Raw genomic sequence first — 24,699 nt, 5'->3', positions numbered from 1 at the left:
GCGTTGATGCCGCTTGCCACTGCATGGCGTCAACGCCGCGCCTGCAACTGCTGGCGCAAGGCTTGCAGGGCGGGCGAGTCGTCATCCGCGCGCCAGACCAGCTGGGTCAGTGCGGTGGCATACGTGCCGGTCAGTGCGGTGACGCAAACGGAATGCTCCGCCCCCAACACGGCCAGCACCGAACGCGGCACGATGGCCACGCCTGAACCCGCCGCCACACACGCCACGATGGCGTGATACGACGCAAACTCCATCACCCTGCCCGGCGCCACGCCTTCGTGGTTCAGCCACGATTCCAGAATCCGCCGATAGGAACAGCCTGCGGCAAACGCAATGACGCTGCGCTCGCCCAGATCGCGCGGGCTGGCAATGGCGCCCCAGGCCAAGGGGGAAATCAACGTCAGGTCTTCCTGGAAGGCGTCCAGGGTGGCCAGCCCTTCGGCTGGAAAGGGCTGGGCCACGAACGCCGCCTCGATCTCAAAGTTGCGCACCTTGGCCGCCAGCGCGCCCGATGTGCCCGTGACCAGTTCTATGCCCACTTGCGGCCAGGCCGCGTGATAGGCCGCCAGAATGGGCGGCAGGCGCGCGGCCGCCGTGCTTTCCATGGTGCCGATGCGCAGCACGCCCTGGGGCGCGCCATCCCGCACGGCGGCCTGCGCTTCGTCTGACAAACGCAAGAGGCGGTCGGCGTAGGACAGCAGCACGCGGCCCTGGTCCGACAGCACCAACCGACGGTTCTGACGCCGAAAGAGCGGGGCGTTCAGCGAGGCCTCCAGCTGTTTCAAACGCGTCGACACGTTGGACTGCACCCGGTTCAGGTGCAGGGCGGCGCGCGCCACGCCGCCCTGATCGGCCACCGCCTTGAAAATCTGCAACGCGTCGAGATCCAAGTTTCTCATTTCAAGAACCTATGTTCTGAATAATTCATTATTCAAGATATAAGTACAGCCGTAGAGTGGGCGTATGTCAACGCCTGCTTACCCTTCTGTTTCCGACTCCGTTGCTGACCTGCGCGGCCCCGCCCGTCTGGCATGGCCCGCCGCGCTGGCGCTTGCCGCCGCAATGGGCATCGGCCGATTCGCCTTCACGCCGGTGTGGCCGCTGATGGCGCAGGAAGGCGGCTTGTCGTTGGCGCAGGGCGGCTGGATCGCGTCGGCCAACTACGCCGGGTATCTGCTGGGCGCGCTGGCGGCCGTGGCCTGGCCGGTGCGCCGGTTGCGCGGCCAATTGGCGGTCAGCCTGCTGGCGGTGGCCTTGTTGACGCTGGCGATGCCGTTGTTTCACAACGTGGCCGTCTGGTGTGCGCTGCGTCTGGCCGCGGGCTACGCCAGCGCCAGCGCTTTCATCTGCGTCGCGGCATGGCGGCCCGTGCCGGCGGGAGACCCGCGCGAAGCCGGCGCGTCGGCAGTGACTTACGCCGGCGTGGGCGCGGGCATCGCGCTGACCGGCCTGGTTTGTCTGGCGTTGATGGCGGGGCAGGTGCGCGCCGACGGCATGTGGCTGACGCTGGGCGGGTTGACGCTGGCTCTGTCCCTGATGGCGTGGCCAGGGATGCGCCAGCCGGTTGCGCCCGTGCGGTCAGCAGCTTGCCCGCCAAGCGCTCCCGACGGGGCCATCCAGCCTGCGTCTGCCGCCACGCCTGCCCCCACGCTTGCCGCCGCGCCTGCCCCCACGCTTGCCGCCGCGCCTGCCCCCACGCCTGGCGCCACCCGCCTGCCGCCCGCCATCGGCCAACTGGCCCTGCACTATGGCGTGTTCGGTGTCGGCTACATCATCCCGGCTACCTTCCTGCCGGCGATGGCCAAGGAAATTTTCCCGGACCCCGCCATCTTTGGCTGGGCGTGGCCGCTGTTCGGCTTGGCGGCGGCGGTGTCCTGCCTACTGGTTCCCCGGCTGGCGCGGGCGCGCGACGAAAAGCGTGTCTGGCAGGCGGCCCAGGCGCTGATGGCGCTGGGCATGCTGACCGTCGCGCTGTGGCACCACATCGCCGCCATCATCGTGGCCGCGCTGCTGGTGGGAGGCACCTTCATGGTGATCACCCAGGCCGGCATTCTGACCGCGCGGCGCACGGCTGGCCCCGCCGCTGCGCGCGCCGCGGCCGTCATGACAGCCGCCTTTGCCGCCGGCCAGATTCTGGGCCCATTGTTGGCGTCGTGGGCCGCGCGCTGGGGCGCGGGGCTGCCGCAGGTGCTGGGCGCGGGCGCGGCGCTGCTGGCGCTATCGGCCTGGGGCTTGGGAAAAGTCACGACAGCGGGCAGCGGTGCTGGGCATAATGCGATCGGCCCCCAGGGCCGTACACATTAGAGAAGAAAGAGGAGTCACCCAGCATGAAATCACTGCGCCCCCTGATCGCCGCGTTGGCGGCCGTTGCCGCCTTCAGCGGCGCCGCGCAAGCCCAAACCGCCGACTGGCCCGCCAAACCCATCACGATGATCGTGCCCTACGCGCCGGGCGGCTTTGCCGACACACGCGTGCGGCTGCTGGCGCGCAAGCTGGGCGAATCGCTGGGCCAGCCCATCGTGGTCGAGAACAAGGCGGGCGCGGGCGGCGTGGTTGGCACCAACCTGATCGCGAAGGCGGCGCCCGACGGCTACACCATCGGCACGGGCAACCTGGCCCCCATGGCGGTGAACCCGTCGCTGATGAAGGAAATGCCGTACAACCCCCAAAAGGATCTGGCCCCGGTCATCCTGATCGAGAACAGCCCGCTGGTGCTGAGCGTGAACAACGAGCTGCCGGTCAAGACACTGGCTGACCTGATCGCGCTGGCCAAGAAGGAACCGAGCAAGCTGTCGTTTGGCTCGTCGGGCGTGGGCGGCGCGCATCACCTGTCGGGCGAAATGTTCCGCGAGCAGGCCAAGATCGACATCGTCCACGTGCCGTACAAGGGCGGCAGCCTGGCCGCAACCGACCTGATGGGCGGCCACATCTCAATGATGTTCGAAATGGGCTATTCGGCCTTGCCGGCCATCCAGGGCGCCAAGATCCACCCCATTGCCGTCACGTCCGCCAAACGCCTGGCGGTGTTGCCCGACGTGCCGACGATGGCCGAATCCGGCTTGCCCGGCTTTGAGTCTTACAACTGGCAGGGCATCGTCGCCCCGGCCGGTACGCCCGCGCCGATCATTGCCCGCCTGAACAGCGAGTTCAACCGGATTCTGAAAGAGCCGGATGTGCAGAAAGCCATTGCCGACACCGGCAGCCAGGCTGGCGGCGGCACGCCCGAGGAGTTCGCGGCTTTCATCAAGAGCGAAACCGATAAGTGGGCCCACGTCATCAAGGCTGGAAACATCCAGCTTCAATAACCACCAGGAGTCTTCCCATGGCCACCCGATTGCTTGATCTTCTGAAGCTGGACCACCCCATCATCCAGGCGCCCATGGCGGGCGGCGCCACGACGGTGGAGCTGGTGTCCGAAGCATCGAAAGCGGGGGCCTTGGGGTCGCTTGGGGCGGCCTACCTGACCGCCGAGCAGATCGAAGCCGCCGTGGACGGCATCCGCGCCCGCACCGCGCGGCCATTCGCCATCAACCTGTTCGCTTCCGTACCAGACGTGCCGGTGCAGGGCGACGCCAGCCGGATGCTGGCGCTGGTGGCCCGCTACCACGAACAGCTGGGGCTGCCTGCCCCGGCCATGCCCGGCCCGCAGGCCGACCCGCTGCCCGGCCAGATCGACGCCATCCTGCGGCTGCGCCCGGCGGTGTTCAGCTTCACCTTTGGCCGCATCGCCCCGGACGTGCTGGCGCGTTGCAAGGAGCTGGGCATCTTGACCATTGGCACCGCCACGACCGTGCGCGAAGCGGTGGCGCTGGAACAGGACGGCGTGGACGCCGTCGTGGCCCAGGGCGCGGAAGCCGGCGGGCACCGCGGGACCTTCCTGGATGAATTCGAACAATCGCTGATCGGCACCATGGCGCTGGCGCCGCAAGTGGCGGACGCCGTGTCGATACCGGTGATTGCCTCCGGAGGCATCATGGACGGCCGCGGCATCGCCGCCGCGCTGGCCCTGGGCGCCCAGGCCGCGCAAATGGGGACGGCCTTTCTGACGACAGACGAATCCGGCATCATCGACGCTTACAAGGCAGTGCTGCCGGCGTCCCGGTCCGAGCAATCCCGCCTGACCCGGGCGTTTTCCGGCCGCCCGGCCCGGGGGATAGGCAACGCCTTCATGCGCGACGCCGACGCCATCGGCGGCGATATCCTGCCGTATCCGCTACAGAACGCCCTGACGCGCCCCATGCGCACGGCGGGCGGCAAGGCGGGCGACATCAACGTGCTGTCCCTGTGGGCGGGCCAGGGCGCGCCGCTCGCCCGGCGCGAATCCACGGCCGGCTTGATCCAGCGTCTGGCCCGGGAAACCCTGGCCGCGCAAACGCGCCGCTAGGGGCTCGAACCGGCCGCAGCCGGCGCCCTGTGGCGCCCGCGGCGCTGATCAGGGCGGGATCAGGGCGGATCAGGGTGAATCCACAGCGGGCCGGATTGTCCCTGATGCCGAAAACACTGTTCCACCGGCGGCCTATCGCGTTGTGATTACAAAGCGTCGGGCTACAATGGCGCCTCGCCGCTGGGAGCCCGAGTCCGCCTTGGCCCCGGCACCTGAGTAACCGGGCGCTTCCCGCTGCCGCCTGTCTTGCCCCGCCGCTTCGGTTATCCGTTTCGCGAGCCTGCAAGGCAACAGGGCAAGCTCCGCCACCGAAACACCCTTTCGTTGCCCATGCCCGCTCAATCAAGCAGCACCCCGGAATTTGCCCTGCGCCTGGACGGTGTGGCGCTCGGCTACGGTGATTTCACCGTGTTGCGCGACATATCCATGGACGTGCGCGCGGGCCAGGTGGTCGCCATCATGGGCGGCTCTGGCTCGGGCAAGACCACGCTGTTGCGCGCGGCCACCGGCCAGCTCGTCGCCCAGCAGGGGCAGGTAATTGCGTTTGGCCAGGACATCGCCCGCGCCACGCCCGACGAACTGCAATCCCTGCGCAAGCGCATGGGCGTGCTATTCCAGCAGGGCGCGCTGTTCACCGACCTGAATGTCTTTGAAAACGTGGCGTTTCCGCTGCGTGAGCACACCAAGCTGTCCGAAGCCGACGTCACCGACCGCGTGCTGGACAAACTTGACGCGGTTGGCCTGCGCGCCGCCGCGCACCTGAAAGTGTCTGAAATTTCCGGCGGCATGGCCCGCCGCGTGGCGCTGGCCCGCGCCGTCGTGCTGGAACCCGAACTCATTCTGTACGACGAGCCGTTCGCCGGGCTGGACCCGATTTCCCTGGGCATCACCGCCAATCTGATCCGCAACCTGGCCGATCGCCTGGGCTGCGCGTCGGTGCTGATCACCCACGATGTGCAGGAATCCTTCGCTATTGCCGACCAGGTGTATCTGGTGGGGCAAGGCAAGCTGGCCGCCTCGGGCACGCCGGAAACGCTGTCGGCGTCGCAAGACCCGTACGTCCAGCAATTCCTGAAAGGTGAACCCGACGGCCCGGTCGCGTTCCAATACCCCGAAACGCCCGCGTTTCAAAAGTGGCTGTCCGTACAGAAAGGGCGCAAAGCATGAGCGGTTCCAACAACGCCATCGGCGCACTGGGCGGCTGGGTGCGCAAGCAAATCGGCGGCATCGGCTACTTCACCCGCTTCTTTGGCGGCATGCTGGCGCGCAGCGGCATCGTGTTCTCGCGGCCGCGCCTGGTGTCGCAACAAGTTCACTTCATCGGCAACTACTCGCTGCTCATCATTGCCGTGTCCGGCATGTTCGTGGGCTTCGTGCTGGGGCTGCAAGGCTATTACACGCTGAACCGCTACGGCTCCGAAGAAGCGCTGGGCCTGCTGGTTGCGCTGTCCTTGGTGCGCGAGCTGGGCCCTGTCGTGACGGCGCTGCTGTTTGCGGGCCGCGCCGGCACGTCGCTCACCGCCGAAATCGGGTTGATGAAAGCGGGCGAACAGCTGTCGGCCATGGAAGTCATGGCCGTCGACCCCATCCGCCGCGTGCTGGTGCCGCGCCTGTGGGGCGGCATCATCGCCATGCCCATTCTGGCGGCCGTGTTCTCGATGGTGGGCATTCTGGGCGGCTGGGTCGTCGGCGTCGTGATGATCGGCGTGGACGCGGGCGCCTTCTGGTCGCAGATGCAAAGCGGCGTGGATGTCTGGAACGACGTGGCCAACGGCGTCATCAAGAGCGTGGTGTTCGGCATCACCGTCACGCTGGTCGCGCTTTACGAAGGCTGGCAAGCCAAGCCCACGCCCGAAGGCGTGGCGCGCGCCACCACGCGCACCGTGGTGGTGGGTTCCCTGGCGGTACTTGGGCTGGACTTCCTGCTCACCGCCTTGATGTTTGGAAATTGAAACGGATCGATCATGTCACGCGAAAAAACCGACTTCTGGGTAGGCCTGTTTGTACTGCTGGGCGCGGTCGCGCTGGTGTTCCTGGCGTTGCGGGCTGGCAACCTCAGCACCTTTTCCTTCGCCCCGACCTATACCTTATCGGCCAACTTCGATAATGTAGGCGGCCTCAAGCCGCGCGCCGCGGTGAAAAGCGCCGGCGTCGTGGTGGGCCGCGTGTCCAGCATCACGTTCGACGACAAGACCTTCCAGGCCGTCGTCTCGGTGAATCTGGATAAAGCCTATCAATTCCCCAAGGACACGTCGGCGTCGATCCTCACGTCGGGTCTGCTGGGCGAGCAGTACCTGGGCCTGACGGCGGGCAGCGAAGAAGAGAACTTTACCGACGGCGGAAAAATCCGCTATACACAGAGCGCGGTTGTGCTGGAACAGCTGATCAGCCAGTTCCTGTATGGCTCCGCCGAGAAGCAAGGGGCGTCGTCCGAGCCCGCCAAAGCACCAAATTAAAGACGATGCGAAAGACGCCGTAACAGGCCTCGCTTCGCCTTCGCAATATCATAAGAATCGTTGATAGGGATGTCCTGATCATGAACAAGAACGCACTTTCCCGAATTGCCACCATCGCGGCGGCGGGTGCCCTGATGGCCGGTTGCGCCGCGCCGCAGAACCCCGATCCGCGCGACCCGTGGGAAGGCTTCAACCGGGGCGTCTACAAGTTCAACGACACGGTCGACCGTGCAGTGTTCAAGCCGGTGGCTCAGGCCTACACCTTCGTCACGCCGCAGCCCGTGCGCAGCTGCGTGCACAACATCTTCAGCAACATGACCGACCTCTGGTCGGGCACGAACAGCTTCCTGCAAGGCCGCGGCCACGACTTCGTGAACACGCTGGGCCGCTTCCTGTTCAACACCACCATGGGCGTGGGCGGCTGCTTTGACGTCGCTTCGGCCAACGGCGCGCGCAAGATCCCGAACGATTTCGGCACGACCCTGGGCGTGTGGGGCTTCAGCCAAGGCCCGTACCTGGTGCTGCCGTTCTTCGGCGCGTCCACGGTGCGTGACGGCGCGGGCCTGGTCGGCGACTTCGCCGGCACCACCTACGGCTACATGGGCATCGACGCCATCGACAACGTGCGCCTGCGCAACTCGTTGTGGGGCCTGCGTCTGGTCGACACCCGCGCCAGCCTGCTGAACGCCACCGACACCATCGACCGCGTGGCGCTCGACCCCTACAGCTTCATCCGCGACGCGTATCTGCAACGCCGTAACGCCATGGTTCTGGGCCACCGCGTGAACGACGAAGACGCGCTGCCCAACTACGAAGACGACGAGGGCGATGCCCCTGCCGCCGGCAAGGCCGCCCCCGTGCCTGCGCCCGCCACCAAGTAAGCTGTGGCTTGCGTTCATCGGTACAGTAAGGAGTTTTAATGCGATTTGCTTTTGTTTCCCTGTTGCAGCGCCTGACTTTCGCAGGCCTCGTCGGCCTTGCCGCCGCCAGCGCCGCACAGGCCAAACCCGACCCTAACGGCCCGCCTGACCAATTCGTCGTCGCCACCGCCAACGAAGCGCTGGATGTGCTGAAAGCCGACGGCGCCGTCAAAGCCGGCAACACCGCGCGCATCAACGAAGTCGTCAACCAGCACATCCTGCCGTACGTCAACTTCCAGAAGACGACGCGCCTGGCCGCTGGTCGCTACTGGCGCCAGGCGTCCGATCCGCAAAAGACGGCGCTGGCCGACGCGTTTCGCGGCACGCTGGTGCGTACCTATAGCGGCGCGCTGACCCGCGTCACGTCCAGCACCACGGTCAAGGCCCTGCCGTTCCGTGGCGACCCCAAGGCCGACGACGTCGTCGTGCGCACGCTGATCAGCCAGGGCAACGGCCAGCCGACGGGCGTGGACTACCGCCTGGAAAAAACGCCGCAAGGCTGGAAGATCTACGACATGAACGTCGAAGGCATCTGGCTGATCGAGAACTACCGCAACCAGTTCGCGCAGCAGATCAACCAGAACGGCATCGACGGCCTGATCAAGGCGCTGAACCAGCGTAATCAGTAATTCCGCGGTTCCGGCTGCCCCCGGCCCGGCGCGCCCCTCAAGGCCCGCCGGGCTGATTATTTCAGGGACGGATAACACCCGACTCCCACACGGCTCCCGGGGCCATAGGCGCTTGCCGTCACGGCGCGCTTATATAATGATCAATTCGCTCTTTTCCGGGCGCTTGTCCGGGCACCCCCTCCGCCGCCATGTCAGCCGTCAGTCTCGAAAACGTCTCCAAGATCTACTCGCCGCGCACCCGCGGCTGGCAAAAGCTGCTCGGGCGCACGCCCGCCCCCGGCTTCCAGGCGCTGGACAATGTCAGCCTGAACATCGAGCACGGCGAGTTCTTCGGCCTGCTCGGGCCCAATGGCGCGGGCAAAACCACACTGATCTCGATTCTTGCCGGCCTGGCCCACGCCACATCCGGCCGTGCCAGCGTCTGTGGATACGACGTCGTGTCCGACTACAAGTCGGCGCGGCGCGCGCTGGGCGTCGTGCCGCAAGAGCTGGTTTACGACCCGTTCTTCACCGTGCGCGAAACGCTGCGCATCCAGTCCGGCTACTTCGGCCTGCGCAACAACGATGACTGGATCGACGAGATCCTGTTCAACCTGGGCCTGTCCGACAAGGCCAACAACAACATGCGCGCGCTGTCTGGCGGCATGAAGCGCCGCGTGCTGGTGGCGCAGGCGCTGGTGCACCGCCCGCCGGTCATCGTGCTGGACGAGCCCACCGCGGGCGTGGACGTCGACCTGCGCCGCACGCTGTGGGAATTCATTTCGCGCCTGAACAAGGCCGGCCACACCATCATGCTGACCACGCACTACCTGGAAGAAGCGGAAGCCCTGTGCGGCCGCATCGCCATGCTCAAGCGCGGCCGCGTCGTGGCGCTGGACACCACGCAGGCGCTGATGGCCCGCGTAGGCGGCGTCGACCTCGAAGACGCGTTCGTGCGCATCATGCACCAAGGCGACGAGCCCGCCGAACCCGCCCTGCAACCTGAAGAGATTTCGTCATGACCCCGCCCATTGCGACCGCCAGCCAACCGCTGGTGCAGCCCCGCCTGGACGCGGGCTCCGGCTTTCCGACCCTGCTGCGCAAGGAATTGCTGCGCTTCTGGAAGGTCGGTTTTCAGACCATTGCCGCGCCCGTCATCACGGCGCTGCTGTACCTGCTGGTCTTTGCGCATGTGCTGGAAGGGCGCTTGATGGTTTATGGCACCGTGCCGTACACCGCGTTCCTGATCCCCGGCCTCATGATGATGAGCATGCTGCAGAACGCGTTCGCCAACCCGTCTTCATCACTGATCCAAAGCCGCATCACGGGCAATCTTGTCTTCATGCTGCTGCCGCCGCTGTCGCATCGCGACATCTTCGGCGCCTTCGTGCTGGCGGCCGTTGTGCGCGGCCTGACCGTCGGCGTGTTCGTGTGGTTCGTGGCGCTGTGCTTTGTGTCGCTGGTGCCTGCAAACCCGCTGTGGCTGCTGGTCTTCGCGGTGCTGTCCTGCGGCATCATGGCCGTGCTGGGCGTGGTTGCGGGCCTGTGGTCCGAAAAATTCGACCAGCTGGCCGCCTTCCAGAATTTCCTGATCATGCCCGCGACCTTCCTGTCCGGCGTGTTCTATTCCATTCACACCTTGCCGCCTTTCTGGCAAAGCGTGTCCCACTGGAACCCCATCTTCTACGCCATCGACGGCTTCCGCTACGGATTCTTCTCGGTGTCGGACGTCTCGCCCTGGCGCAGCCTGGCAGTCGTGACGGGGGTGTTCCTGGCGCTATCGCTTTATGCGCTGCGGCTTCTGGCCAGCGGCTACAAACTCAGGAATTGACGTCCATGCTCCCCACTCCCGCGCAAGTCCGCCAATACATCGCGGACGGCCTGTCCTGTGAACATCTTGACGTGCAGGGCGACGGTTCGCACTTCGATGCCGTCATCGTCAGCGCCGCCTTCGAGGGCAAGCGCCTGATCCAGCGCCATCAGCTGGTGTACGCCGCCTTGGGCGACCGCATGAAGGCCGAAATCCATGCCTTGTCGATGCGCACGCTAACGCCGGACGAATACCAGCAAGCAGGCAAGTGATGGATAAACTCCGCATCACCGGCGGCGCGCAGCTGCACGGCGAGATCTCGATTTCCGGCGCCAAGAATTCGGCCTTGCCGATCCTGTGCGCCGGCTTGCTGACCGCCGATGTGCTGACGCTGGCCAACGTGCCGCATCTGAACGACACGGCCACCATGCTGCGCCTGTTGGGCCGCATGGGCGTACGCGCCGAACGCGGCTCGGATGGCGTCGTCATGTTGCAGGCCGACCGCGTCGACAATCTGGAAGCGCCGTACGACCTCGTCAAGACGATGCGCGCATCGATCCTGGTGCTGGGCCCGCTCCTGGCCCGCTTCGGCGAAGCGCGCGTCAGCCTGCCGGGCGGCTGCACCATCGGGCAGCGCCCCGTCGACCAGCACATCAAGGGCCTGGCCGCGCTGGGCGCCGAGATCAGCATCGAACACGGCTTCGTCGTGGCGCGCGCCAAGCGCCTGAAGGGCGCCTCCATCCGCACCGACATGGTTACCGTCACCGGCACGGAAAATCTGCTGATGGCCGCCGTGCTGGCCGACGGCCAGACCGTGCTGGAAAACGCCGCGCGCGAACCCGAAGTCGTGGACCTGGCCGAACTGCTCATCAAGATGGGCGCGCGCATCCATGGCCACGGCACCGACCGCATCGTGATCGACGGCGTTGAACGCCTGCACGGCGCGGAACACCGCGTCATTTCCGACCGCATCGAAGCCGGCACGTTCCTGTGCGCGGTGGGCGCGGCGGGCGGCGACATCCTGCTGAAAAACACCGACCCCGTCATCCTGGGCGCCACGCTGGACAAGCTGGTTGAAGCCGGCCTCAGCATCGAAACCGGCCCCGACTGGATACGCGGCGCCATGTCCACGCGCCCCAAGGCCGTGGGTTTGCGCACGCATGAATACCCGGGTTTCGCCACCGACATGCAAGCCCAGGTCATGGCGCTGAACGCGGTGGCCGATGGCACGTCGGTGATTGTTGAGACCATCTTCGAAAACCGCTACATGCACGTGCAGGAACTGCGCCGCATGGGCGCCGATATCGACATCGACGGCCACACCGCCATCGTGCGCGGCGTGAAGCGCCTGTCAGGCGCCACCGTCATGGCCACCGATCTGCGCGCGTCCGCCAGCCTCGTCATCGCCGGCCTGGCGGCCGACGGCGATACGCTGGTCGACCGCATCTACCATCTGGATCGGGGTTACGACCAGATGGAAGTCAAACTGCGCGCCCTGGGCGCGAACATCCAACGCGTTACCGGCAAGGAACAGGCATGAAATGTAATCGCCCCCACGCTGCGCCTTCGGCTTGCTGCCCCCCGAGTGGGTCCGTTTATTTTGAGGCGGCTCGGCAATGAACAATGCCACGACGAAACCCCTGACCCTGGCACTGTCCAAGGGCCGGATTTTTGAAGAAACCATGCCGTTGCTGGCTGAAGCCGGCATCGAAGTGACCGAGAGCCCGGAAAGCTCGCGCAAACTGATCCTGCCGACCAGCGACCCTGGCCTGCGCCTGATCATCGTGCGCGCCTCCGACGTGCCGACCTACGTGCAGTACGGCGCGGCCGACCTCGGCATCGCGGGTAAAGACGTGCTGATCGAGCACGCCAAGGAACAGCCCGGCGGCCTGTACCAGCCCATCGACCTGAACATCGCCAAGTGCCGCCTGGCCGTGGCCGTGCGTAACGGCTTCGACTACGAAGGCGCCGTGCACCAGGGCGCGCGCCTGCGCGTCGCCACCAAGTACGTGCACTCAGCCCGTGAACACTTCGCGGCCAAGGGTGTGTACGTGGACATCATCAAGCTGTATGGTTCGATGGAACTGGCGCCGCTTGTGGGCCTGGCCGACTGCATCGTGGACTTGGTGTCCACCGGCGGCACGCTGCGCGCCAACGACCTGGTCGCGGTGGAAGACGTCATGCCGATCTCATCGCGCCTGATCGTCAACCAGGCCGCCCTGAAGACCCGCGGCGCCCGCCTGCAACCCTTGCTGGACGCCTTCGAAAGAGCCGCCTCCCGCAACGCCTGACCCCCGCCCGCCGCGATGCCGCGGCGGCCGCTTTCCGCTTTGCTCCATGACGCCATGGCCCTGATCAATCGTCTCGACTCCCGCGATCCCGGATTCAAATCCGCCCTGTCCAAGCTGCTGGCTTTCGAAGCCACCGAGGACGAGTCCATCGACCGCGCCGCCGCCGGCATTCTGGCCGACGTGCGCACCCGCGGCGACGCCGCGCTGGTGGAATACACGCAGCGCTTTGACCGCATGCCCGCCGCATCGGCCGACACGCTGGAAATTCCCAAGGCCGACTGGCATGCCGCGCTGGCCGCGCTGCCCGCCGCCACGCGCAACGCGCTGGAAGCCGCCGCCGACCGCGTGCGCAGCTACCACGAACGCCAGCGCGCCGAGACCTGGACGTACACCGACGCCGAAGGCACCTTGCTGGGCCAGCAGGTCACGCCGCTTGACCGCGTGGGCCTGTACGTGCCGGGCGGCAAGGCCGCGTACCCGTCGTCCGTGCTGATGAACGCCATTCCGGCCAAGGTCGCGGGCGTGCCTGAATTGATCATGGTCACGCCCACGCCCGACGGCGTGCGCAACCCCATCGTGCTGGCCGCGGCCGCCATCGGCGGCGTGGACCGCGTGTTCGCCATCGGCGGTGCGCAAGCCGTGGGCGCGCTGGCCTATGGCACGGACACGGTTCCCGCCGTGGACAAGATCGTCGGCCCGGGCAACGCCTACGTCGCCGCCGCCAAGCGCCGCGTGTTCGGCGTGGTGGGCATCGACATGATCGCCGGCCCCAGCGAAATCCTGGTCATCTGCGACGGCAAGACGCCGGCCGACTGGATCGCCATGGACTTGTTCTCGCAAGCCGAGCACGACGAACTGGCGCAATCCATCCTGCTGTGCCCGGACGCCGCTTTCATTGAAGAAGTCGAAGCCGCCATCGCCCGCCTGTTGCCCACGATGCCGCGCGCCGACATCCTGCGCGTCAGCCTGGCCAACCGCGGCGCGCTGATCCAGGTCCAAAGCCTGGAAGAAGCCTGCGAGATCGCCAACGACATCGCGCCCGAGCACTTGGAAATTTCCACCGAACAACCCGAAATCTGGACGGCCAAGATCCGCCACGCCGGCGCGATTTTCATGGGCCGCTTCAGCTCGGAATCGCTGGGCGATTACTGCGCGGGTCCCAACCACGTGCTGCCCACGTCGCGCACGGCCCGCTTTTCGTCGCCGCTGGGCGTGTACGACTTCCAGAAGCGTTCGAGCCTGATCCAGGTGTCGCACCAAGGCGCGCAAACGCTGGGCCGCATCGCCGCCGAACTGGCGCTGGGCGAGGGCCTGCAAGCCCACGCCGCCAGCGCCCAATACCGGATCGACAAGCCATGAGCGCGGCCCCGGCGGCAGACGTCGCTGGCCGCATTCAGGGCACGGTCCGCGCAGACATCCGCGAACTGGCCGCGTACCCCGTCGCCCACGCCGAAGGCTGTATCAAGCTGGACGCGATGGAATGCCCCTACGAGCTGCCGGAAGCGGTGCGCGAGGACATCGCGCGCACCGTGCGCGACACGCCGCTGAACCGCTATCCCGCCGCCGACCTCACCGCCTTGCAACAGGCCGTGAAGGCCGGCTTTGGCGTGCCGGATGCCGCCGACGTGCTGTTTGGCAACGGCTCGGACGAGCTCATCCACATCATCGTGCAGGCGTGCTGCGAACCCGGCGACGTGGTGATGTCGCCGTGGCCGTCGTTCGTCTATTTCGATATGGCGGCGCGCTTCGATCACGCCCGTTTCGTGGGCGTGCCGCTGACCGCCGACCTGACGCTGGATCTGCCCGCCATGCTGGCCGCCATCCGCGAACACCAGCCCAAGGTGGTGTTCCTGGCGGTGCCCAATAACCCCACCGGCGGGCTCTGGTCCGACGCCGATGTGCAGGCGATCCTCAACGCCGCGCCCGGTCTGGTGGTGCTGGACGAGGCCTATCAGCCGTTTGCCGACCGCAGCTGGATGCCCGACGTGCTGGACGCGTCCAACGTCGTCGTCATGCGCACGGTGTCCAAGATTGGCCTGGCGGGCTTGCGGTTCGGCTATCTGGCGGGCCACCCCGCCTGGATCGCCGAACTGAACAAGGTGCGCCCGCCCTACAACCTGGACGTGCTGACGCAAGCCACGCTGATGACCGTGCTGCGCCACAAGGATGTGCTGGACGAGCAGGCCGCGCGCCTGCGCGCCGACCGCGCGCCGCTGGCCGCCGCGCTGGCCGCCTTGCCCGGCGTCAGGGTATTCCCTTCCGCCGGCAACTTCGTACTCGCCCGCTTTTCCGGCAAGCTGGACGGCAACGCCGTGCATCTTGCGCTGAAAGCGCGCAAAATATTGATTCGTAACTTCTCCAACGCCCATCCGCTCCTGGCGAACTGCCTGCGCATCTCGGTGGGCGCCCCGGCCGAGAACGCCGCCTTGCTGGCTGCCTTGCAAGAGATTTTGAGTGCTTAACATGCGTACCGCAGAAATCACCCGCAACACCAACGAAACCCGCATCCGCGTGGCCATCAACATTGATGGCACCGGCAAGCAGACGATCGACACGGGCGTGCCCTTCCTGGACCACATGCTGGACCAGATCGCGCGCCACGGCCTGATCGACCTGGACATCAAAGCCGAGGGCGACCTGCACATCGATGCGCATCACACGGTGGAAGATGTGGGCATCACGCTGGGCATGGCCATCGCCAAGGCCGTGGGCACCAAGGCCGGCCTGCGCCGCTACGGCCACGCCTACGTGCCGCTGGACGAAGCGCTGTCGCGCGTCGTGGTGGACTTCTCGGGCCGCCCCGGCCTGGAATATCACATCCCGTTCACCCGCGCCCACATCGGCAATTTCGATGTCGACCTGACGCGTGAATTCTTCCAGGGCCTGGTCAACCACGCGCTGATCACGCTGCACATCGACAACCTGCGCGGTTTCAACGCCCACCACCAGGCCGAAACCGTGTTCAAGGCCTGTGGCCGCGCGCTGCGCATGGCCATGGAAGTCGACCCGCGCATGGGCGATGTCGTGCCCTCGACCAAAGGCGTGCTGTGAGTTTGCGCTCACGCCCGTCCGCGTAATCCTCGCACCAGGCAGAAAGAAGTGACCACTATCGCCATCGTCGACTATGGAATGGGCAATTTCCACTCCGTCGCACGCGCCTTGACGTTCGCCGCCCCCGATGCGGACATCCGCATCTGCAACCAGCCCCAAGACATCGACGCCGCTGACCGCGTGGTGTTTCCCGGGCAGGGCGCCATGGCGGACTGCATGCGCACCCTGAATGAATCCGGCCTGCGCGAAGCCGTCGTCCGCGCCGCCCGCAACAAGCCCCTGCTGGGCGTGTGCGTAGGCGAGCAGATGCTGTTCGACTCGTCTGAAGAAGGCGGCACGTCGTGCCTGGGCCTGTTCCCCGGCGTCGTGCGCCGATTTTCAGGCCCGCGTTTTGCTGACCTGATTCCCGCCGACGACGAAGCCTGCCTGGCCGACACCGGCGCCGCAGGCCTGGCCGACACCCGCCCCGAACGCTTGAAAGTCCCGCACATGGGATGGAACAAAGTGCGCCAGACGCGCTCTCATCCCATCTGGGACGGCATTCCGGACGACACGCATTTCTATTTCGTCCATAGTTATTACGCCGATCCGGATGATTCCGGCCTGACAGTTGGTGAAACCGATTACGGCATCGCCTTTACCTGCGCAGTGGCGGCAGCTAACATTTTCGCGGTGCAGTTCCACCCCGAAAAGAGCGCCGAACACGGTTTGCGCCTGTATCGCAATTTTGTAGACTGGCAGCCGTAGGCCTCGCGCCCGCGTGCTCCAGCCCATTCAACCCCTCTTTCTTTTTTGCTGCCCACCATGCTGCTGATCCCCGCCATCGATCTCAAAGACGGGCGCTGCGTGCGCCTGCGCCAGGGTGACCTGGACGATGCAACGGTGTTCTCCGAAGACCCCGCCGCCATGGCCACCCGTTGGCTCGACCAGGGCGCGCGCCGCCTGCATCTGGTCGACTTGAACGGCGCCGTTGCCGGCAAACCGAAGAACGAAGCGCCCATCAAGGCCATTCTGGACGCTGTCGGCGACGACATCCCCGTTCAGATCGGCGGCGGCATTCGCGACCTCGACACCATCGAACGCTACCTAGACGCCGGCATTTCCTACGTGATCATCGGCACCGCCGCGGTCAAGAACCCGGGCTTCCTGCAAGACGCCTGCGGCGCTTTCCCCGGCCAGATCATCGTTGGCCTGGACGCCCGCGACGGCAAGATCGCCACCGACGGCTGGAGCAAGCTGACCCGCCACGACGTGCTGGATCTGGCCAAGAAGTTCGAAGACTACGGCTGCGAAGCCATCATCTACACCGACATCGGCCGTGACGGCATGCTGTCGGGCGTCAACGTCGAAGCCACGGTGCGCCTGGCCCAACACGTGCGCATCCCCGTGTACGCCTCGGGCGGCATCGCCGGCATCCAGGACATCGAAGCCCTGTGCGCCGTCGAAGAAGAGGGCGTCGAAGGCGCCATTCTGGGCCGCAGCATCTACGAAGGCACGCTCGACTTCCAGGCAGCCCAGGCTCGCGCCGACGAATTGGCAAAATGACCACCTCCAGCAGCACCCCCGGGGCCGGCGCGCCCGTTCCAAGCGCGCTGACCCGCCGCATCATTCCCTGCCTTGACGTGACCGCCGGCCGCGTCGTCAAGGGCGTGAACTTCGTCAACCTGCTCGACGCGGGCGACCCCGTCGAGATCGCCCGCCGCTACAACGAGCAGGGCGCAGACGAGCTCACGTTCCTGGACATCACCGCGACCAGCGACGGCCGCGATCTGATCCTGCCCATCATCGAGCAGGTGGCGTCGCAGGTCTTCATCCCGCTGACGGTGGGTGGCGGCGTGCGCCAGGTGTCGGACATCCAGCGTTTGCTGAATGCCGGCGCCGACAAGATCAGCATCAACAGCGCCGCCGTGGCCAATCCGGAGCTGGTTCGCGCCGCTTCCGATTACCACGGCTCGCAATGCGTGGTGGTCGCCATCGACGCGCGCCGCGTGTCGGCAGCGGGCGAACCCGCGCGCTGGGAAGTCTTCACGCACGGCGGCCGCAAGGCCACCGGGCTGGACGCCGTGGCGTGGGCGCGCCGCATGGCCGCCTACGGCGCGGGTGAAATCCTGCTGACCAGCATGGACCGCGACGGCACCAAGTCGGGCTTCGACCTGGAACTGACGCGCGCCGTATCGGACGCCGTGCCCGTGCCCGTCATCGCCTCGGGCGGCGTGGGCAATCTGCAGCACCTGGCCGATGGCGTCACCACCGGCCGCGCCAGCGCCGTGCTGGCCGCCAGCATCTTCCACTTCGGCCAACACACCGTTGGCGAATGCAAGCGCTTCATGGCCGAGCAAGGCATTGCCGTAAGACTGGATATCTGAACATGAGCACTGAACCCGCCTGGATGGCCGACGTCGTCTTCGACGACAACGGCCTGATCCCCGCCATCGCCCAAGACGCCGAAAACGGCCAGATCATGATGGTGGCCTGGATGAACCGCGAAGCGCTCGCCGAAACCGCCGCCACTGGTCGCGCCGTGTATTTCTCGCGGTCGCGCAAACGCTTGTGGCGCAAGGGCGAGGAATCCGGCCACGTCCAGGAAGTGCATGAACTGCGCCTGGACTGTGACGGCGACGTCATCCTGCTGAAAATCCACCAGGAAGGCGGCATTGCCTGCCACACCGGCCGCGCCAGCTGCTTCTACCGCCGTCTTGAAGGCCAGACCGACCAGGCGTCGTGGGTAACGGTGGACCCGGTGCTCAAAGACCCGGAAATGATCTACAAATGACCGATCAAACCCTTAGCGCCGCCGACATCCTGGCGCGCATCGCCGACACGCTGGAAACCCGCCGCCCGGAAAATGGCGGCGACCCTACGGCCTCTTATTCCGCCAAGCTGCTGGCCAAAGGCCCCGATTCCTTCCTGAAGAAGATCGGCGAAGAAGCCACGGAACTGGTCATGGCCGCGAAAGACGGCGTGCCGGAGCGCATCGTCAGCGAAACCGCCGACCTGTGGTTCCACTGCCTGGTTGCGCTGACGCACTTCAACCTGCGGCCGGAAGACGTGCTGGCCGAACTGGCCCGCCGCGAAGGCCTGTCGGGCCTGGCGGAAAAGGCCAGCCGCCCCAAAGACTGACCACGGAGCCCGGAAAAATGAGCGACAACTGTCTTTTCTGCAAGATCGCCGCTGGCGACATCCCGTCCAAGAAGGTCTACGAGGACGAGGACTTTGTTGCATTCCACGATATCAATCCGGCAGCACCGGTACATTTGCTGCTGATCCCTCGACGTCATGTCACATCCATGCAGGATATTACGGGCGAGGACGCAGGTTGGTTGGGTAGAATGATGTCGTTGGCGCCGCGGCTAGCAGCCGAAAACGGTTGCCGTCCGGGCCCTGATGGCGGATTTCGCATCATGATCAACTCTGGCGTCGAAGGCGGCCAGGAAGTCCCGCATCTGCATTTCCACATCATCGGCGGCTCGCGACCCTGGAAAGGACGCGTGGCCCCCACCGCGTAATTCGGAGAAACATCATGGGTAGTTTCAGCATTTGGCATTGGTTGGTCGTTCTGGTCATCGTGGCGCTCATTTTCGGCACCAAGAAACTGCGCAACATCGGCTCGGACCTGGGCGGCGCAGTGAAGGGTTTCAAGGAAGGCATGAAGGACGCCAACGGCGAAAAGCCGGCTGACCCGATCGCGCAGCAGCGCGTGTCCGGCGAAACCATCGACGTGCAGGCCAAGGAAAAGACCAACTCCTGAGCTCCCGCTCGTCTCCCGGGCCAGCCCTGAACGGGCCGGCCCTTATTGCTTCAATTCCCGAGCGGCCGTCGAATGTTTGATGTCAGCCTCACTGAACTGATGGTGATCGGCGTCGTCGCCTTGATCGTCATTGGCCCCGAACGCCTGCCCAAAGTAGCCCGCACCGTCGGCCACCTGCTTGGGCGCGCGCAGCGTTACGTCAACGACGTGAAGTCCGATATCCAGCGCGAAATCGAACTCGACGAACTGCGCAAGTTCAAAACCGAAATGGAAGACGCCGCGCAAGGGGTGCAGCAATCGCTGAACGACACGCATGCGTCCCTGCAAGAGCCCGTGCAGCAATTCCGCGCCGAACTCGACGAAGTGGCCCGCGAAGCCAGCGGCAAGGCCGCGCCGGTGATCGTGGGAGACGCGTCAGCCGGGGGTGCCTCGGCCGAAGCCGCCTCTGCCGGGAATGCCTCCACCGCGAACGCCCCCGCCGAAGCCGCACGCACCATCGCGCCGCCGGGGCAGAATCACAGCCTGGATCTGGACCTGCCTGCCGTGTCCGAAGCCCGCCCCGCAGCCGCCCCCGCTGCCGTCTCGGCTTCTGTTTCCGCGCCGGCTACCGTCCCGGCCCCCGCGCGGGGCCCCGTTACCGGGCCGGTTATCGCGCCGGCCGCATCCCAACAACCCGCCCAGGCGCCTCGCGCGCCCCAGGCTGACGACGCCGCGCTCGCCGCCAAGCCCGTCCCGCCCTCCGGAACACCGACGTGACCCAGGACGCATCCCAAGAAGAAGGCCAGCAAGAGACCTTCATCTCTCACCTGGTCGAATTGCGCACCCGTCTGCTGCGCGCCGTGGGCGCCGTGGTGGCGGTGTTCATTGTGCTGTTCATCTACCCTGGCGCCTCGGCCATCTATGACGTGCTGGCGGCGCCCATGCTGGCCTCGCTGCCCGAAGGCACGCGCATGATCGCCACCGGCGTCATCACGCCATTCATGGTGCCCGTCAAGGTCACAATGATGGCCGCGTTCATCGTGGCATTGCCCGTCGTGCTGTACCAAGCCTGGGCCTTTGTTGCGCCCGGCCTGTATCGCCACGAAAAGCGTTTGGCGCTGCCGCTGATCATCTCCAGCACCTTTCTGTTCATCGCGGGCATGGCGTTCTGCTATTTCGTGGTGTTCCGCACGGTGTTCCACTTCATCGCCACCTTCGCGCCGCAATCCATCACGCCGGCGCCGGACATCGAGGCCTACCTGAGCTTCGTGATGACGATGTTCATGGCGTTTGGCATCACCTTCGAAGTGCCGGTGGCGGTAGTTTTGCTGGTGAAGATGGGCATTGTTGAGCTGTCCAAGCTGAGGTCGGCGCGTGGCTATGTCGTGGTCGGCGCCTTCATCATCGCCGCGGTGGTCACGCCGCCCGACGTGGTCAGCCAATTCATGCTGGCCGTGCCGCTGTGCCTGCTGTACGAAGTGGGGCTGATCTGCGCCCGCATGGTGCAGCCCAAGGCGGGCGCGGCTGACGAGGCCGGTTCCGATTCGCTGACCGAGCGTCACTGAGGCCGTCCGGGCCGTCCAGGCCGTCCAGGCCGTCACCGCGACGGCCAATATAGGACTGTTTCACTCTTGCTGGGACATGGCTGCAACCCTACATTGCAGACATGTCCCTCGCCAACAGACTGCGCGCCCTGATGCGGTGGCGCGGTATCCATAGCCAGAACCAGCTCGCACGCATTTCCAGCGTGCCGCAGTCCTGCATTCACCGCATCCTTACCCGTGCCGATGGCTATTCGCCGTCTCGCGCCACGCTGATACGCCTGGCCACCGCGCTGGATACCAGCGTGCCGTGGCTGTCAGACGGCGTCATCAGCGCGGTCGAGCCACACGCGAAGGCCCACGGCGCGCACTATGGAGCGCCAAATCCTGCGGCACATAGTGCGCCACACGCAGGGCCGCAGCGTACGCCACATGCTGCGGCGAGCACGGATGCCGCCATGCAAGCCGGCACGCGCGCGGCGGCCCATGCGTTCATGCACGCAGCCTTACCCGCGTCCGCCCCAGAGGTTGACGGCTATTGCGCCGAAATATGCGTGTTGCTGCGCCAGCAACCCGACAGCACGAAAAAGACCGTGCTGTCGATGGTGCGCCTGATGGTCGAAAGCCAGACGCCGGGCGCAGGGCCGCAAGCCACGAAGTCGCTCGCGTCTTAGCGCGGCTTGCCTGGCCGCGTGCCCACCACCACCGTCATGTCCTGCGGCTTGCCGGAACGCAGAATTCCCAGCGTGGCGCGCTGGCCCGGGGGCAACTGCGCAATCTCGGCCAACAACTGCGCGGTGTCGGCCATGCGTTTGCCGTTGACGCTTTGCACGATATCGCCCACCCGCAAGCCACTGCGCGCGGCAGGGCCGTCGCGCATCACGCCCGCGATGATCGCGCCCCTGGCGTCACCGCCCAGCCCGAATGCGCGCGCCAGTTCCGGCGTGACGTCTTGCGGCTCCACACCCAGCCAGCCCCGCTTGACCCCGCCCGTCTTGACGATTTCGTCCATGACCTTGCGCGCAATCTCTACCGGTGTCGCAAAGCCTATGCCCATCGACCCGCCCGATTCCGAGTAGATCGCCGTGTTGATGCCGACGAGGTTGCCTTCCGCATCCACCAGCGCGCCGCCCGAGTTGCCCGGGTTGATGGCCGCATCCGTTTGAATGAAGTTCTCGTACGTGTTCAAGCCCAGCCCGTTGCGGCCCAGCGCGGACACAATGCCTTGCGTGGTGGTTTGCCCCACGCCAAACGGGTTGCCAATGGCCAGCACCACATCGCCCACGCGCAAGCCGCGGTCAGCAGCCAGCGCCGCGGCGGGCAGGGTACGCAACGAGGCCAGCTTCAGCACGGCTAGGTCAGTGTCAGGGTCTGCGCCCACCACCTTGGCGGTGTCGCGGCGGCCATCGCTCAAGGCCACTTCAATGGCGTCGGCCGCTTGCACCACGTGATAGTTCGTCAGCACATGGCCGTCCTGGCTCACGATGACGCCAGAACCCAGGCTGGTCGTGGCCTCGCGCCGGCTCACGCCCGGCAGCTGGCCAAACAGCTGACGCAGCACCGGATCATCCGGCAGCGGGATCAGTGGCACATTGACGTGCTTGGTGGTGTAGACGTTCACGACAGACGGCGCGGCGCGCGCCACCCCATCCGCATAAGACACGGGGCCCGTTCCCGTGCCTGCGGCGGGCCGTGTGGCCGCAGCCACCGCGGCGGGCGCGGCGCCCGGCGCAGCCAGGCGCAGCAGGTCGGGCCGCAACGTCGTGACGACGAATAGAATACCCAGGCAGACCGTGACGGCCTGAGCGAAGATCAGCCAATATCGGCGCATGATTCTGATAGGACAAACAATGAAAAAAGTGGACTCTCACGTGCTGGCCAGCTGGCTGGACAACACCCTGCAAGCGGCGCGCTTCAAGGACTATTGCCCCAACGGCATGCAGGTCGAGGGCCGATCCGAAGTCGGACACATTATCACCGGTGTCACCGCCAGCGAAGCGTTGTTGCGCACGGCCGTCGAACGCGGCGCCGACGCGGTGCTGGTGCATCACGGCTGGATGTGGCGCAACGAAGACCGCCGCGTCATCGGCACGCGACGCACGCGCATGGCGTTGGCGTTGAAAAACGACCTGAACCTGTACGCCTACCACTTGCCGCTGGACGCCCACCCCACACTGGGCAACAACGCGCAATTGGCCCGCGTGCTGGGCCTGACGCCCGCGCGCCGCGATGACGGCTCGCCGCAAACCTGTGGCCAGGACAATCTGGTTTGGCTGGGCGACGCTACCGGCGTGCAAACGCTTGGCGAACTTGGCGCGCGCGTGGCCGAACGGCTGGGCCGCCAGCCGCTGGTTGTGGGCGACCCCGATCAACCCGTGTCGCGCGTAGCGTGGTGCACGGGCGGCGCGCAAGGCATGCTGGCTGACGCCGTGGACGCCGGCGTCAGCGCCTACATCACGGGCGAAGTCTCGGAATCCACCGTGCATCTGGCGCGCGAAACCGGCGTAGGGTTCATCGCCGCCGGCCATCACGCCACCGAGCGCTATGGCGCACAAGCGCTGGGCCAGGCGGTTGCTGAGCACTTCGGCATCAAGGTCGAATTTGTCGACCTTGATAATCCAGCCTAATAAAAAAGCGCCCCACGGGGCGCTTTCTTCATGGCTTTTTCAGCAGGTCGCGGATCTCGCGCAGCAGCGCCACGTCTTCGGGCGTTGCGGCCGGTGCGGCCGGTGCTTCCTCGGCCTTGGTGCGGGCCTTGTAGATAGCTTTCACCATCCAGAAAATCACGAACGCCAACAACACGAAGTTGATGATGATCGTGACGAAATTCCCCCACGCGAACACGTTCGCGCCGGCTTTCGTGAGGTCGGCATACGTCATCGGGCCGTTGTAGCCAGCAGGCATCGACAGCACCAAGAATTTGTTCGAAAAATCAACCGAACCACCCAGGATGAAGTTGACCAGAGGCATGACGATATCTTTGACTAGCGAATCAACAATTCTGCCGAACGCCGCGCCGATAATGACACCCACCGCCAAGTCAACCGCATTGCCTTTAACAGCGAAATCTCGGAATTCTTTGACGAAACCAGTTGCTTTGCTCATAAAAGCACTCCCTTCGTGATACGCCCGTCAGTGGGCTGGCGCTATAATACGCGGTTGCTATGTTGTTACATATTCCCGCGAACCCGATGCCGCAGAAGTGATGCTACTCGTAGAGCGGGCGCATCAACAAGGATAGGAAGATGAGTCAGGATACGCTGGTGCACGATGATGACGGTGCGGTTGATCCCAACCTGCCACCTGATCCTTCGCGACGTTTCTGGGTTACCACCGCCTGTGCTGTGGGTGGCGTAGCAGGTGTCGCAACGGCAGTGCCGCTTGTGAGCACATTTTCTCCCTCTGAAAAGGCCCGCGCGGCCGGGGCCCCTGTAGAAGTGGATATCGGCGATATACCCGTCGGCACCATGAAGACAGTGGAATGGCGCGGGAAGCCGGTATGGATCATTCACCGGTCTCCCGAACAACTCGCCGGTCTCAAAGCGCTTGACCCTTTACTGGCCGATCCCGAATCCAAACGGCCTGGCTTCACTCCCAAATACGCAGAAAACGAAGCTCGTTCGCGCAAGCCCGAGATCTTCGTCTGTGTCGGCATTTGTACTCATCTGGGCTGCTCGCCCACCTCGCACTTCGAGACAGGCGGCGGTGGCGGCATGGGCGCCAATTGGCAAGGCGGATTCCTCTGTCCGTGCCACGGCTCCACGTTCGACCTGGCCGGCCGGGTCTACAAGAACAAGCCTGCTCCCGATAATCTCGAAGTACCGCCCTACCAGTATCTGAGCGATACCCGCATCATTGTGGGCGTCGATGAAGACAACAAGGCCTGACGCTCGCGTCGCGCTTTTTTCCCG

General features: G+C 65.6%; 31 protein-coding genes. 28 read left to right on the top strand and 3 right to left on the bottom strand.

The window, feature by feature from the left end:
- Positions 1-29 precede the first annotated feature (29 nt).
- The gene (locus tag ACFZAI_RS17370; protein WP_391568079.1) at positions 30-899 is read right to left on the bottom strand and encodes a LysR family transcriptional regulator; all 870 of its coding nucleotides are present in this window, start codon (positions 897-899) and stop codon (positions 30-32) included.
- A 64-nt stretch (positions 900-963) separates the two neighbouring features.
- Here ACFZAI_RS17370 and ACFZAI_RS17365 point away from each other — a divergent pair, with 64 nt between their 5' ends.
- The 26 genes from ACFZAI_RS17365 to ACFZAI_RS17240 all read left to right on the top strand — a co-directional run bounded on the left by ACFZAI_RS17365 (position 964) and on the right by ACFZAI_RS17240 (position 21,462).
- Positions 964-2,304 carry a YbfB/YjiJ family MFS transporter gene (locus ACFZAI_RS17365; RefSeq protein WP_391568078.1) on the top strand — a complete coding sequence of 447 codons (1,341 nt, stop codon included), beginning with the start codon at positions 964-966 and terminating at the stop codon, positions 2,302-2,304.
- Between the two features lie 23 nt (positions 2,305-2,327).
- Positions 2,328-3,305: a Bug family tripartite tricarboxylate transporter substrate binding protein gene (locus tag ACFZAI_RS17360; RefSeq protein WP_391568077.1), complete on the top strand. Its 978-nt coding sequence runs from the start codon at positions 2,328-2,330 to the stop codon at positions 3,303-3,305.
- Positions 3,306-3,322: 17 nt separating this feature from the next.
- Entirely contained in the window at positions 3,323-4,384 is a 1,062-nt protein-coding gene (locus ACFZAI_RS17355) for an NAD(P)H-dependent flavin oxidoreductase (protein WP_391568075.1), read from the top strand.
- A 330-nt stretch (positions 4,385-4,714) separates the two neighbouring features.
- Positions 4,715-5,551 carry an ABC transporter ATP-binding protein gene (locus tag ACFZAI_RS17350; RefSeq protein WP_391568074.1) on the top strand — a complete coding sequence of 279 codons (837 nt, stop codon included), beginning with the start codon at positions 4,715-4,717 and terminating at the stop codon, positions 5,549-5,551.
- A complete protein-coding gene (gene mlaE / locus ACFZAI_RS17345) occupies positions 5,548-6,336 on the top strand; it encodes a lipid asymmetry maintenance ABC transporter permease subunit MlaE (RefSeq protein ID WP_391568073.1) in 789 nt (262 codons plus the stop codon). The genes ACFZAI_RS17350 and mlaE overlap by 4 nt, the downstream gene beginning before the upstream one ends.
- A 12-nt stretch (positions 6,337-6,348) precedes the next feature.
- Entirely contained in the window at positions 6,349-6,840 is a 492-nt protein-coding gene (mlaD, locus tag ACFZAI_RS17340; RefSeq protein WP_391568072.1) for an outer membrane lipid asymmetry maintenance protein MlaD, read from the top strand.
- Positions 6,841-6,920: 80 nt separating this feature from the next.
- Positions 6,921-7,721 carry a VacJ family lipoprotein gene (locus ACFZAI_RS17335; RefSeq protein WP_391568071.1) on the top strand — a complete coding sequence of 267 codons (801 nt, stop codon included), beginning with the start codon at positions 6,921-6,923 and terminating at the stop codon, positions 7,719-7,721.
- 38 nt (positions 7,722-7,759) lie between these two features.
- Positions 7,760-8,389, top strand: coding sequence for a phospholipid-binding protein MlaC (locus tag ACFZAI_RS17330; RefSeq protein ID WP_391568070.1), 630 nt, complete (start codon positions 7,760-7,762; stop codon positions 8,387-8,389).
- A gap of 188 nt (positions 8,390-8,577) precedes the next feature.
- Positions 8,578-9,390 (top strand): ABC transporter ATP-binding protein, encoded by an 813-nt coding sequence (locus ACFZAI_RS17325; protein WP_391568069.1) that lies wholly within the window; start codon positions 8,578-8,580, stop codon positions 9,388-9,390.
- The gene (locus ACFZAI_RS17320) at positions 9,387-10,199 is read left to right on the top strand and encodes an ABC transporter permease (protein ID WP_391568068.1); all 813 of its coding nucleotides are present in this window, start codon (positions 9,387-9,389) and stop codon (positions 10,197-10,199) included. Before ACFZAI_RS17325 ends, ACFZAI_RS17320 begins: the two co-directional genes overlap by 4 nt.
- A gap of 5 nt (positions 10,200-10,204) precedes the next feature.
- Positions 10,205-10,450 (top strand): BolA family protein, encoded by a 246-nt coding sequence (locus ACFZAI_RS17315; protein WP_006216842.1) that lies wholly within the window; start codon positions 10,205-10,207, stop codon positions 10,448-10,450.
- The gene (gene murA, locus ACFZAI_RS17310; RefSeq protein ID WP_391568067.1) at positions 10,450-11,718 is read left to right on the top strand and encodes a UDP-N-acetylglucosamine 1-carboxyvinyltransferase; all 1,269 of its coding nucleotides are present in this window, start codon (positions 10,450-10,452) and stop codon (positions 11,716-11,718) included. Before ACFZAI_RS17315 ends, murA begins: the two co-directional genes overlap by 1 nt.
- Positions 11,719-11,794: 76 nt before the next feature.
- Positions 11,795-12,469 (top strand): ATP phosphoribosyltransferase, encoded by a 675-nt coding sequence (gene hisG, locus ACFZAI_RS17305; RefSeq protein WP_006224539.1) that lies wholly within the window; start codon positions 11,795-11,797, stop codon positions 12,467-12,469.
- A 54-nt stretch (positions 12,470-12,523) separates the two neighbouring features.
- Positions 12,524-13,828, top strand: a complete 1,305-nt coding sequence (hisD, locus tag ACFZAI_RS17300) for a histidinol dehydrogenase (RefSeq protein ID WP_391568066.1) — start codon at positions 12,524-12,526, stop codon at positions 13,826-13,828.
- Complete coding sequence (hisC, locus tag ACFZAI_RS17295; protein ID WP_391568065.1) at positions 13,825-14,931, top strand: histidinol-phosphate transaminase; 1,107 nt, start codon at positions 13,825-13,827, stop codon at positions 14,929-14,931. The genes hisD and hisC overlap by 4 nt, the downstream gene beginning before the upstream one ends.
- 1 nt (position 14,932) lies before the next feature.
- Positions 14,933-15,520 (top strand): imidazoleglycerol-phosphate dehydratase HisB, encoded by a 588-nt coding sequence (gene hisB, locus ACFZAI_RS17290; RefSeq protein ID WP_006216836.1) that lies wholly within the window; start codon positions 14,933-14,935, stop codon positions 15,518-15,520.
- A gap of 48 nt (positions 15,521-15,568) precedes the next feature.
- On the top strand, positions 15,569-16,267 hold the full coding sequence (gene hisH, locus ACFZAI_RS17285) for an imidazole glycerol phosphate synthase subunit HisH (protein ID WP_391568064.1): 699 nt from the start codon (positions 15,569-15,571) through the stop codon (positions 16,265-16,267).
- Between the two features lie 57 nt (positions 16,268-16,324).
- A complete protein-coding gene (hisA, locus tag ACFZAI_RS17280; RefSeq protein WP_006224535.1) occupies positions 16,325-17,065 on the top strand; it encodes a 1-(5-phosphoribosyl)-5-[(5-phosphoribosylamino)methylideneamino]imidazole-4-carboxamide isomerase in 741 nt (246 codons plus the stop codon).
- A complete protein-coding gene (gene hisF, locus ACFZAI_RS17275) occupies positions 17,062-17,886 on the top strand; it encodes an imidazole glycerol phosphate synthase subunit HisF (RefSeq protein ID WP_391568063.1) in 825 nt (274 codons plus the stop codon). The genes hisA and hisF overlap by 4 nt, the downstream gene beginning before the upstream one ends.
- 2 nt (positions 17,887-17,888) lie before the next feature.
- Positions 17,889-18,293, top strand: coding sequence for a phosphoribosyl-AMP cyclohydrolase (hisI, locus tag ACFZAI_RS17270; protein WP_391568062.1), 405 nt, complete (start codon positions 17,889-17,891; stop codon positions 18,291-18,293).
- Positions 18,290-18,640 carry a phosphoribosyl-ATP diphosphatase gene (locus ACFZAI_RS17265; RefSeq protein WP_391568061.1) on the top strand — a complete coding sequence of 117 codons (351 nt, stop codon included), beginning with the start codon at positions 18,290-18,292 and terminating at the stop codon, positions 18,638-18,640. Before hisI ends, ACFZAI_RS17265 begins: the two co-directional genes overlap by 4 nt.
- Positions 18,641-18,657: 17 nt before the next feature.
- Positions 18,658-19,026, top strand: coding sequence for a histidine triad nucleotide-binding protein (locus ACFZAI_RS17260; protein WP_006224531.1), 369 nt, complete (start codon positions 18,658-18,660; stop codon positions 19,024-19,026).
- A 14-nt stretch (positions 19,027-19,040) separates the two neighbouring features.
- Positions 19,041-19,268 (top strand): Sec-independent protein translocase subunit TatA, encoded by a 228-nt coding sequence (tatA, locus tag ACFZAI_RS17255; protein WP_006216828.1) that lies wholly within the window; start codon positions 19,041-19,043, stop codon positions 19,266-19,268.
- Positions 19,269-19,340: 72 nt separating this feature from the next.
- The gene (gene tatB / locus ACFZAI_RS17250; protein ID WP_391568060.1) at positions 19,341-20,024 is read left to right on the top strand and encodes a Sec-independent protein translocase protein TatB; all 684 of its coding nucleotides are present in this window, start codon (positions 19,341-19,343) and stop codon (positions 20,022-20,024) included.
- Positions 20,021-20,812 (top strand): twin-arginine translocase subunit TatC, encoded by a 792-nt coding sequence (tatC, locus tag ACFZAI_RS17245; protein WP_391568058.1) that lies wholly within the window; start codon positions 20,021-20,023, stop codon positions 20,810-20,812. Before tatB ends, tatC begins: the two co-directional genes overlap by 4 nt.
- Before the next feature lie 101 nt (positions 20,813-20,913).
- A complete protein-coding gene (locus ACFZAI_RS17240) occupies positions 20,914-21,462 on the top strand; it encodes a helix-turn-helix domain-containing protein (protein WP_391568057.1) in 549 nt (182 codons plus the stop codon).
- On the opposite strand, the gene ACFZAI_RS17235 is transcribed toward ACFZAI_RS17240, so the two are convergent.
- A complete protein-coding gene (locus ACFZAI_RS17235; protein WP_391568056.1) occupies positions 21,459-22,619 on the bottom strand; it encodes a trypsin-like peptidase domain-containing protein in 1,161 nt (386 codons plus the stop codon). The two genes, ACFZAI_RS17240 and ACFZAI_RS17235, sit on opposite strands and share 4 nt — an antisense overlap.
- Positions 22,620-22,638: 19 nt before the next feature.
- Between ACFZAI_RS17235 and ACFZAI_RS17230 the strand changes: the two genes are divergently transcribed.
- The gene (locus tag ACFZAI_RS17230) at positions 22,639-23,415 is read left to right on the top strand and encodes a Nif3-like dinuclear metal center hexameric protein (protein ID WP_054421034.1); all 777 of its coding nucleotides are present in this window, start codon (positions 22,639-22,641) and stop codon (positions 23,413-23,415) included.
- 28 nt (positions 23,416-23,443) lie between these two features.
- Here the strand turns inward: ACFZAI_RS17230 and mscL are convergent, their stop codons facing one another.
- The gene (gene mscL / locus ACFZAI_RS17225) at positions 23,444-23,893 is read right to left on the bottom strand and encodes a large conductance mechanosensitive channel protein MscL (RefSeq protein ID WP_006224521.1); all 450 of its coding nucleotides are present in this window, start codon (positions 23,891-23,893) and stop codon (positions 23,444-23,446) included.
- 140 nt (positions 23,894-24,033) lie between these two features.
- Here mscL and petA point away from each other — a divergent pair, with 140 nt between their 5' ends.
- Positions 24,034-24,675 carry a ubiquinol-cytochrome c reductase iron-sulfur subunit gene (gene petA / locus ACFZAI_RS17220; RefSeq protein ID WP_054421033.1) on the top strand — a complete coding sequence of 214 codons (642 nt, stop codon included), beginning with the start codon at positions 24,034-24,036 and terminating at the stop codon, positions 24,673-24,675.
- Positions 24,676-24,699: the final 24 nt, after the last annotated feature.

The organism is Achromobacter sp. NPDC008082, assembly GCF_042957345.1.
Classification (GTDB): Bacteria; Pseudomonadota; Gammaproteobacteria; order Burkholderiales; family Burkholderiaceae_B; genus Achromobacter; species Achromobacter kerstersii_A.
This window is presented reverse-complemented; position numbering and strand designations above follow the sequence as displayed.